This window comes from Nostocoides sp., assembly GCF_035343835.1.
Classification (GTDB): Bacteria; Actinomycetota; Actinomycetes; order Actinomycetales; family Dermatophilaceae; genus Nostocoides_A; species Nostocoides_A vanveenii.
The window spans coordinates 1-9,877 of record NZ_DAOQZV010000111.1 but is presented as its reverse complement, the minus strand read 5'-3'; the positions used below and the strand labels follow the sequence as shown (position 1 = coordinate 9,877).

General features: G+C 69.9%; 6 protein-coding genes and 1 pseudogene. 5 read left to right on the top strand and 2 right to left on the bottom strand.

What is annotated here, in order from left to right; translation table 11 throughout:
• From PKH97_RS09435 to PKH97_RS09415, 5 genes are all read left to right on the top strand, one after another.
• Window positions 1-1,355: DEAD/DEAH box helicase (locus tag PKH97_RS09435; protein WP_324387152.1), on the top strand; the 1,355-nt coding region annotated here is incomplete at its 5' end.
• Between the two features lie 117 nt (window positions 1,356-1,472).
• Window positions 1,473-2,276, top strand: a complete 804-nt coding sequence (locus PKH97_RS09430) for a peptidylprolyl isomerase (RefSeq protein ID WP_324387151.1) — start codon at window positions 1,473-1,475, stop codon at window positions 2,274-2,276.
• 57 nt (window positions 2,277-2,333) lie between these two features.
• On the top strand, window positions 2,334-4,025 hold the full coding sequence (locus tag PKH97_RS09425) for an aminotransferase class V-fold PLP-dependent enzyme (protein ID WP_324387150.1): 1,692 nt from the start codon (window positions 2,334-2,336) through the stop codon (window positions 4,023-4,025).
• Between the two features lie 742 nt (window positions 4,026-4,767).
• The gene (locus PKH97_RS09420) at window positions 4,768-5,970 is read left to right on the top strand and encodes an aminotransferase class I/II-fold pyridoxal phosphate-dependent enzyme (RefSeq protein ID WP_324387149.1); all 1,203 of its coding nucleotides are present in this window, start codon (window positions 4,768-4,770) and stop codon (window positions 5,968-5,970) included.
• Window positions 5,971-5,979: 9 nt separating this feature from the next.
• A complete protein-coding gene (locus PKH97_RS09415) occupies window positions 5,980-6,363 on the top strand; it encodes a VOC family protein (RefSeq protein ID WP_324387148.1) in 384 nt (127 codons plus the stop codon).
• A gap of 41 nt (window positions 6,364-6,404) precedes the next feature.
• Here the strand turns inward: PKH97_RS09415 and lysX are convergent, their stop codons facing one another.
• Together lysX and PKH97_RS09405 are read right to left on the bottom strand one after the other, a co-directional pair.
• Window positions 6,405-9,614 (bottom strand): bifunctional lysylphosphatidylglycerol synthetase/lysine--tRNA ligase LysX, encoded by a 3,210-nt coding sequence (gene lysX, locus PKH97_RS09410; RefSeq protein WP_324387147.1) that lies wholly within the window; start codon window positions 9,612-9,614, stop codon window positions 6,405-6,407.
• Between the two features lie 74 nt (window positions 9,615-9,688).
• Window positions 9,689-9,877, bottom strand: a pseudogene (locus PKH97_RS09405) (crotonase); the annotation flags it as partial.

Here is a 9,877-nt window from a genome sequence, read left to right as displayed (position 1 = left end):
CTGTCGGCTTGCCCGCCGCCGGACCGGGCGACCGGTCCGCGCCTGGTGGCCCGCCCGCAACCGAAGTAGGCGCCCTGCCCGCCCCCGACGGCACGCCATATCAGTTCGTGCGCGCCATTCGCACCGCCATCGAGCGGGTCGACAACTCCTATCTCGCCGTCCAGGGCCCGCCCGGGACGGGCAAGACCTACGTCGCTGCGCACGTCATCGCCGACCTGGTCAGCACCCGGCAGTGGGCCATCGGCGTGGTCGCCCAGTCCCACGCGGCCGTTGAGAACGTCCTCGATGCGCTGGTCAAGGCCGGCCTCGACCCCGACCTGATCGGCAAATTCGCCCCCGACCGGCCGGCCAGCGCTTGGCACCGCTTCGAGCGCCGCGACGCCGACACGGTCGCGTTCGCTGCCGACCGCGCCGAGAGCGGCTACGTCATCGGCGGCACGGCCTACGACTTCACCAACCCCAAACGCTTCGCGCGCGGCCAACTCGACCTCCTCGTCGTCGACGAGGCTGGGCAGTACTCCCTCGCCAACACCCTCGCTTGCTCAGTCGTCGCCGATCGCCTCCTGCTGCTGGGAGACCCGCAGCAACTCGCCGAAGTCAGCCAGGGCATTCACCCCGAGCCGATCGACACCTCCGCACTCGGCTGGCTGATGGCCGGCCAGGAGACCATCGACCCGCGCTTCGGCTACTTCCTCTCGACCACGTGGCGCATGCATCCGGCGCTCGCCGAGCGCGTCTCCCACTTGTCGTATGCCGGATCGCTCACCGCCGAGCCGTCCGTCACCACCGCGCGACGTCTGGCCGGGCTCGCCCCGGGCGTGCACGTCGAACACGTAGAGCATGACGGCAACACTGTGGACTCCCCCGAGGAAGCGGGCGCGATCGCGCGCTCGATCCACGACCTGATCGGGCGCGAGTGGCTCGACCCGGACGAGGCTGAGGCGCCGAGGCCGTTGCGGCAGAGCGACATCCGAGTGGTCACCCCCTACAACGCCCAGGTGCACCGGCTGCGTGCGGTGCTCGACGCGGCCGGGCTGACCCAGGTGGCCGCCGGGACCGTCGACAAGTTCCAGGGCCAGGAGGGCGCTGTGGTCTATGTGTCGATGGCCGCCTCCGCGCGCACCGATGTCAGCCGCGGCATGGGCTTCTTGCTGCAGCGCAACCGGCTCAATGTCGCGCTCTCGCGAGCGAAGTGGGCGGCCATCGTCGTGTGCTCCCCGGAACTGACCGACTTCACGCCTGCGAGCCCGCGCGAGTTGCTCCTGCTTGGCGCCTTCCTGCAACTGACCGCGCAAGCGCCCAGCGCGGGCAAGCTCCTAGCCGAGCCCAAAATCCGCCAGCCCACACTGTTCTAGCCGACGATCCCGGCGGAATCCGCGTTCCTCCCCGGGCGAACCGGCGGCACTCGCCCTATGGTGACAAGGCGGACGCCGTCGCTGCGGCGCCCCCGACCAGGGAGAGGGAGCTTGCTCATGACCACCACCCGCACGCGAATGTATGCCAGCGCCGCTGCCGGTGCGACGACGCTCAGCCTCCTCGCGGCCGCCCCGAGTGCCACGGCCGCGAACCGGAGCCAGCCCGCCCCGAACGTGCGCAGCGCATCCCCGAGCGCCTCTGCCAAGGCACCCGCGTCGACCAACGGCTTCTGCGCGTTCACCAAGATGACCGACCAGACCTACTCGACGTGGGTCGGTTTTCCTGAGGACCCGACCCGGCCCCGCACCTTCGGCGCCGACCTGGTCACCATCGGCACGAATCAGGGCGCCATCCCGATCCTGCTCGACCGCCGCGTCGCCCCGTGCGCGGTCGAGAGCTTCGAGTTCTTACTCAAGCAACGCTACTTCGACAAGACCAGGTGCCACCGGCTCACGGCCTATCACACGCCGCCATACGCCCTCTCGGTCCTGCAGTGCGGCGACCCGCTCGGCACCGGATGGGGCGACCCCGGCTACTGGTTCAAGGATGAGTTCAAGGGCGTCAACGCGCTGCCGAACTGGCCGGGCTTTCCCGACGGCAGCCGCAAGAACTACGTCCGCGGCACGCTCGCGATGGCCAATGCCGGCCCAGACACCAATGGCAGCCAGTTCTTCCTCGTGTATGAGGATTCCCGCCTCCGCCCCGACTACACCGTCTTCGGCCGGGTCACCGCCCCCGGCCTGACGGTCCTCGACAAGATCGCTGCCGCCGGTGTCGACCCGTCGTCGGAGTACTACCCCGAGGACGGCGCGCCCGCCAACCCGGTGCGCATCATGACCGTGCGGCGCGGCGGCCTTTAGGCGCCCCAGCCTTGCACCCCTGTCCGCCACCTACCCCGCGGCCATACCCTGGTCGGTATGCCCGACCCGGACGTCCTGCTCGCCCGCATCCGTGATGCCGTCATCGGTGACGACCAGGTCATGGACGGCCCCTACGGCCCGCGCCGAGTGACGTATGCCGATTACACGGCCTCCGGACGCAGCCTCACCTTCGTCGAGGACTTCATCCGCGAGGAAGTCCTGCCGCGCTATGCCAACACCCACACCGAGGCGAGCGGCACCGGCCTGCAGACCACCCGGCTGCGCGAGGATGCGCGCGCGATCATCAAGAATGCCGTCCACGGCGACGACGACACGCTGGTGATCTTCGCCGGCTCGGGCACCACCGGCGCCATCGACAAGCTCATCGGCATCCTCGGCCTGCGCATCCCGAGCACCTTGGAGGACCGCTACCACCTGCGCGAGCAGATCCCGGCCGCGGACCGACCGGTCGTCTTCATCGGGCCCTTCGAGCACCACTCGAACGAGTTGCCCTGGCGCGAGTCGATCGCCGACCTCGTCACCATCCGGGAGGACGCCGACGGACACATCGATCAAGCCCAGTTGCGCGCCGAGCTGGAGCGCTATGCCGATCGCCCGCTGAAGATCGGATCCTTCTGCGCCGCAAGCAATGTCACCGGAATCGTCAGCGACACCTACGGCATCGCCGCCCTCTTGCACGAGCACGGCGCTCTCTCGTTCTGGGACTTCGCCGCCTGCGCACCCTATGTGTCGATCGAGATGACGGCGCCCGCCGGGGGCGACCCGGCGGCCTACAAGGATGGGGTCTTCATCTCGCCGCACAAGTTCATCGGCGGACCGGGCACCCCCGGCGTGCTCGCCGTCCGGCGCCAGTTGCTCACCAACCGGGTGCCGGCCACACCGGGCGGCGGCACGGTCATGTACGTCAATCCGGCCGAGCACCGCTATCTCACCGACCCGACACACCGCGAGGAGGGCGGCACGCCGGCGATCGTCGAGAGCATTCGGGCCGGCCTGGTCTTCCAACTCAAGGAGGCCGTCGGCATCGACGTCATCCGCCGCCGCGAGGCCACCTTGCTGCGCCGCGCCGTCGAGGCCTGGCAGGCCGAGCCCGCCATCTCCATCCTCGGCAATCTTGGCGCCGACCGGCTCTCGATCGTCTCCTTCGTCGTACGCGGCCCGAGCGGAAAGTACCTCCACCACAACTTCGTCGTCGCGCTGCTCAACGACCTCTTCGGCATCCAGACCCGGGGCGGCTGCTCGTGCGCCGGACCCTACGGCCACCGCCTGCTCGACATCGATCTCGAGCGCAGTCATCTCTTCGAGGAGCAGATCGCCACCGGTTGCGAGGGCATCAAGCCCGGGTGGGTGCGCGTGAACTTCAACTACTTCATCGACGAGCGCGTCCTCGACTATGTCATCGAGGCGGTCCGCCTGGTAGCCCGAGACGGCTGGAAACTGTTGGGGGACTATACCTTTGACGCTGTAAACGGCCTGTGGCGTCACAGGCGCGGGCCGGTCGAGCCGCCGCTGCGCCTGCGCGACATCTCGTATGCCGAGGGCCGGATGGATTATCCCCGTCAGCACCGCACGGCACCCCTGGCCGCCCTGGCCGGCTACCTCGACGAGGCGCGGACGCTGCTGGACGCCACGACCGGGCCGGACTGCCTAGGCCCCTGCCCGGTCTCCGGCGACTTCGACGCCCTACGGTGGTTCGAGCTCCCGCGCGAGTCCCTGCTCGTGACCTGACCTTCGTGCACCGGTGCCCGGCCGGCGATCAGCGCACCCCGGGTCGGCAGGCGGCCGCGCCGCACCAACGCACCGCGCGCTCGCCGGCAACGACTGGGATGTCGAGGCGATCTGCGCCGGGATCTCCGGCTCGGGGCAGATTGGCGAGAAGCAACAGCCGGGCAAGACCGTCCTGTTGAAGTCGATGACGATCTCCCCCTCCTCGGGTTGCCGTCGGAAAGGGTGCCGGCCGCACCGTGGCCCGGCGGGATCGGCGAAGGTGAAGACGACGATGTCGCCGCACGTCCGGCCAAGCAGGGTGTGGGTCTGCGGGCCGATCCGGACCGTCACGGTGCCGCCGAGGTCGCGCGCCCCGGCGGGCGGACCGGCGGCACGGGCGAATTCGCGCACCTCAGGCAACATCCGGCCGCGCGGCTGCGGCCCGGCGTGCTTGGTGAAGTTTGCCGGCAGGACCGAGTCCGGGTCGAAGTCGTAGGCCTCCAGGCCCTCGAAGCCGGCGCTGCCTCGTCGTAGATGCGCAGCTCATAGTCCTCACCGCCGACCAGCCAGGCCTCAGCCGAGCGCGCCGCCCGCGTGAGCAGAGGGCCGCCGCTGCACGTCGCTCGCCCCAGGAAGGCCTCATGCTCCAGCGGCACTCCGTCGATCGCGACCTCGCACGGCCGGTTGACCGGAGCCGAAAACCGGGGCACCTGGGCGGCCAAGGGCCGCTGTGGCCGCCCGCCGCCTGTGACACCCTGGCCGTATGCCGCCCGCCCCGCCGCCTGCCGCATCTCACCGCTCGCAGGTCCCTCCGTTCACGGTGATGACCGTGCTGGCCGCCGTCGCCCACGCCCGGGCCCAGGGCCGCGAGGTCATCAGCTTGTGCGCGGGCGAGCCCGGGCAGGGCGCCCCGAGCGCGGTCCGGGCGGCTGCCGCCCAACTGATGCACGCCGGCATACCGCTGGGCTATTCGGAGACGCTCGGAGTGCGCGCGCTGCGCGAGGGGATCGCCGGCCACTACGCCCGGTGGTACGGCCTGGACATCGACCCGCAACGGATCTGCGTGACGACCGGGAGCTCCGGTGCCTTCGTCCTCGCCTTCTTATCCGCCTTCGACCACGGGGACCGGGTGGCCCTCGCGCGGCCCGGGTATCCGGCCTACAAGAACATCTTGACCGCCCTCGGCGCGGAGGTCGTCGAACTCGACTGCGGCGCCGAGGTCCGCTTCCAGCCCACGGTCGAGTTGCTGGCTGCGGCCCATGCTCAGGCGCCGCTACGCGGGCTGGTAGTCGCGAGCCCGGCGAATCCCACCGGGACGATGATCAGCCCCGACGAACTCGGCGCCCTGATGCGCTGGTGCGATCAGCACGGCGTGCGGGTTGTCAGCGACGAGATCTATCACGGCATCACCTATACGGGCACGGTCGGGACGTGCGCCTGGGAATTCGGTCGCCGCGCTCTGGTGGTCTCCTCCTTCTCCAAGTATTGGGGCATGACCGGTTGGCGGCTGGGCTGGTTGCTGCTGCCCGACGACCTGGCCGGCCCGGTCGACGCCCTCGCGGGGAATCTGGCGCTGTGCGCGCCGGTGCCCGCGCAACACGCGGCCGTTGCCGCATTCACCGAGGCGGCCGAAACGGAGTGCCAGGTTGCGGTCGAGGGTTTTGCCGCGGCGCGCCGGCTTGTCCTCGACGCGCTCCCGGCGCTGGGATGGACCGATGTCGCTCCTGCCGACGGCGCCTTCTATGTCTACGCCGGGATCGCGAATCTCCTTGGGCCGTATGCCGATTCGGTCGAGTGGTGCCAAGCACTGCTGGACCAGGAGGACGTCGCGATCACCCCGGGCATCGACTTCGACGGCGTCTACGGCAGCACGCACGTCCGCCTGTCGCTCGCTCCCGGACCGGACGCGGTCGCCGAGGCCATCCGCCGGATTCTGCGTTTTCAGTCGCGGACTGTGTCAGCCTAAGGCGTGGACATGGGGCCGGACCGTTGGCATCGGCATGACTGGTGGGGCGTGGTGCTCGACACCGACGACGTCGCCAGGCTTACCCACTTCTATGCGGCGCTGCGTGGCTGGGCCATTCATCACCTCGACGAGGACGACGGCGCCCTCGACGCCGGTGAGGGCGTTGCCTATCTGAGCGTCCAGCGCAATCCGGACTATGTGCGCCCCACCTGGCCGGGGGTGCCCGGCGCTCAGCAGATGATGCTGCACCTGGACTTCGAGGTCACCGACCTCGCAGCCGAGACCGAGCGCGCGGTCGGGCTCGGTGCGAGTTTGCCCGAGCACCAGCCGCAGGAGAACGTCCGGGTGCTTCTCGACCCGGCCGGCCACCCCTTCTGCCTCTACACCGCCTGAAGCCCTGGCGCCGGCTCACCGCCGCCCGACTTCTGTCGGGGTCAGGGCTTGACGAAGGGGAAGGTCAGCACGCCGCGGATGCTGGTGCCCGAGAGCAGCATGGCGAGCCGGTCGACGCCCATGCCCATCCCGCCACACGGCGGCATACCGAGTTCGAGGGCACCGAGGAAGGCCTCGTCGACCTCCATCGCCTCGGGGTCGCCGTGGGCGGCGCGCAGGGACTGGGCGGTCAGGCGCCGTCGCTGCTCGACCGGGTCGGTGAGCTCGGAGTAGGCGGTCGCCAACTCCATGCCGGCGACGACCAGGTCCCAACGTTCCACCAACCCGTGGATCGACCGGTGGGGCCGAGTCAGCGGCGACGTCTCGGCCGGGAAGTCGACATAGAAGGTCGGCGCGATCGTCATCGGCTCCACCAGTTCGCCATAGAGCGCCTCAATGATCCCGCCCGGACCCATTCCCGGCCGGATCACGATCCCCAGCCGTTTGGCGTGGGCGAGCAATGCATCGGTGTCGGTATCGAGCGAAACCTGCTCTCCCAGAGCAGTACTCACCGCATCCAGGACCGACACGACGGCCCAGTCACCAGCGAGGTCGAGCGGTCCGTGCGTGGCGTTCGGAACCGTCAGCCCCCTGTGCACCGCGCGCGCCGCGTCACAGACCAAAGCCTGCGTCAGCACCCGCATGTCGGTGTAGTCCGCCATCGGCTGGTAGGCCTCCAGCGAGGTGAACTCCGGATTGTGTGTCGCATCCGCACCCTCATTGCGGAAGTTGCGACCGAGTTCGTAAACGCGGCCGAACCCGCCCACGACGAGCCGCTTGAGATAGAGCTCCGGCGCGATCCGCAACGACAGGTCCGCGTGATAGGCGTTGATGTGCGTGCGGAAGGGCCGGGCGCTCGCGCCACCGTGCACCGCCTGCAGGATCGGCGTCTCGACCTCGGTGAACCCGGTGGCGTCGAGCCGGGCACGCAGCGCCCGCACGACCGCGGTGCGGTCCCGCAGCGCGCGCGTCGCTTCGGGGTTGACGATCATATCCAGCGACCGCTGGCGGACCCGGGCCTGCGGGTCGGTGAAACCACCAAATGGTATGGCGTGCAAGGACTTTGCCAGCATCGTCCAGTCCTGCACGTGCACAGCTGCGCTCCCGTTTCGCGACCGTCCGGCGGCCCCCAAGACACTGATCAGATCGCCCGTGTCAACGAGCCGGGCGAAGTCGCGGGCAGCGCACACCGAGGCGTCCAGCAGCAGCTGGGTGCGCCGCCCGTCGACCTCGATATCGGCGAAGACCACCCCACCGTGGTCGCGGACCGCGCGCACTCGCCCGCGCCACTGCGGTGCTGCTGCGCCCTGCGCCAGGCCCGGACCGACGGGATAGGGATCTCGGCCGGCCGCCCGCAACAGGTCCAGTTTCGCCACGCGCGCGAGCGTTTGGTCACCGCGCCGCACCGAGGGTGCGGCCTCGACCTCGTCCTCGATCGCGAGCGCCTCGGCCAGCACGGCCGGCTCGAGGCGGGTCTCGGGCAACCCCGTCCCGAGGAATCGTGGCCGCCAGTTCAGGAACCCTTCGGCATTGGCCGCGGCGATCGCGACCGGCACGATGGCCACCGCCCCGTCGTAGCAGGCGAAGCGGGGCACCCATTCCGGGTCATATTTCTGATTGCTGCGATAGAGCCGCTCGAACTGCCAGAAGCGGTCGAGGAAGCCCAGGACGGAATAGTTCAGCCGATTGACCGGCCGCACGCCCAGTGCCTCGTTGTCGGCATACACGGTCCGGAACATGCAGAAGTTCAACGACAGACGACGCACCCCGAGCTCAGCCGCGTGCTCCATCACGTGGGCGACCATGGCTTCGGTGATCCCATTGGGAGCCTCCGGGCTGCGGCGCATGACGTCGAGCGAGACACCCGATCGCCCCCACGGCACCAACGTCAGCAACCCGACCAGCGCGCCTGCCTGATCCCGCGCGGTGACGATGAGGGTGGCCCCGTCGGCCTCGTCGACGGCGCGGTTGAGAGCCATCGAGAAGCCGCGCTCCGGCTCGTCGCCGATCCAGTCCACCGCCTTAGCGGAGGTCTCGGCCAGTTCGTCGGCGCTCAACTCGCGCTGCCGTCGGGCGGTCACGACGACACCCGCGCGCCGGCAGCGTTCGGCCGCATGGCGCACCGGGGTCATCGCGCTCGATCGCAGGTCGAAGCGGTCGGGGTCGAGCACCGCCTCGTCGCCGAGCGCGATCGCGTGCAGGCCCGCGCCGGCATACGCCTTGGCACCGTCGGCGCTCGCGCCGAGCACGGCCGGCACCCAGCCGTAGGCCCGGGCCTCCGTCATCCACGCGGCGATCGCGGCAGGCCAGCTTGCCGGGCGTCCGATGGGGTCGGCCGAGGCGAGCGAGACGCCGGCGATGACGCGATAGGTGACGGCCGCGGATCCGTCCGCCGAGAAGATCGAGGACTTGTCGCGGCGCGTCGCGAAATACCCGAGGGAGTCGGCCTCGCCATAGCGCCGCAGCAGCCGTCGAATCGTCAGTTCCCGATCGGGTGCCCACGAGTTGTCCGGCCGCACCGAGCGGAGGAAGACGATGACGGCGGCGATCAGGCTGAGGCTGTAGAGCAGCGACAGGCTGTGCACGATCCAGGGCGAGACCCCGGTCAGACCGTGCTCGGTGAAGTAGTCGATATCGCCGGCGGCCTCATGCACCGCGGCATACGTCCGCCGACCCAGGTCGGCGGATCCGACCTGGCTCCAGATCGCCAAGGTCGCCAAGCCGGTGGAAAGGAGCAGGCCGGCTACGAGCGTCGTGATCGCGGCCTTGAGCGAGCCGGGGACCAGGCGCGCGGGGAAGGCCGAGCGCAGCCGCCACAGCCACACGAGCACCAAGGGTGCGACGATCACCGCGACGATGTCGGCGGGACGGCCGACGGGATAGGAGCGGCGCCACGGCGCCAATCGAGTGCTGCCGAGGACGAGTGCGACGAAGGAGTAGTACGCCCCGAGAACTTGCAAGGTGCCGACCAGCCACAAGGCGATGCGCTTGCGTGAGAGCAGCGCGCGGGTGAGCAGGGCCAGGATGACCAGCGAGAAGAGCGACCTCGTCACCGGGACGTTGATCGCTCCGAAGAACTGTTCCCACCACGAGCGCTGGGCGCCCCGCAGCCGGCCGGTGATCACCAGGGCGAGCGTGACGACTAGGGCGAGCGCGTGCACTCCGGTGAGGACCCGAGCACCGCGTTCGCCCAGCCAGCGACCTCCAGCCATGGCGGCCATTGTGGTGGGTCGGGCTGGATGTCCGCTGAGCGGCCCCTGCGGATGGACCGAGAGGGCGCTGAAGGTCAGGCGCCGTGGAAGCGCGCGGCTCGCTTGCCGTTGAAGGCGCCGACGCCTTCACGGAAATCCGCCGTATGCAGCAGCGCCTCCTGCCCGGTCTCCTCGCGTCCGATCGCCGCGGCCAGATCCAGGCTCGCGGCATTGATTGCGGTCTTGGTCGCGCCGGTGGCCAGCGGCGCGGAGGCGGCGAGTTC

Bases quoted from the DNA above. Each gene is read 5' to 3' on its own strand.
- PKH97_RS09430 (WP_324387151.1), top strand. From the start codon at position 1,473: ATGACCACCACCCGCACGCGAATGTATGCCAGCGCCGCTGCCGGTGCG.
- PKH97_RS09425 (WP_324387150.1), top strand. From the start codon at position 2,334: ATGCCCGACCCGGACGTCCTGCTCGCCCGCATCCGTGATGCCGTCATC.
- PKH97_RS09420 (WP_324387149.1), top strand. From the start codon at position 4,768: ATGCCGCCCGCCCCGCCGCCTGCCGCATCTCACCGCTCGCAGGTCCCT.
- PKH97_RS09415 (WP_324387148.1), top strand. From the start codon at position 5,980: ATGGGGCCGGACCGTTGGCATCGGCATGACTGGTGGGGCGTGGTGCTC.
- lysX (WP_324387147.1), bottom strand. From the start codon at position 9,614: ATGGCTGGAGGTCGCTGGCTGGGCGAACGCGGTGCTCGGGTCCTCACC.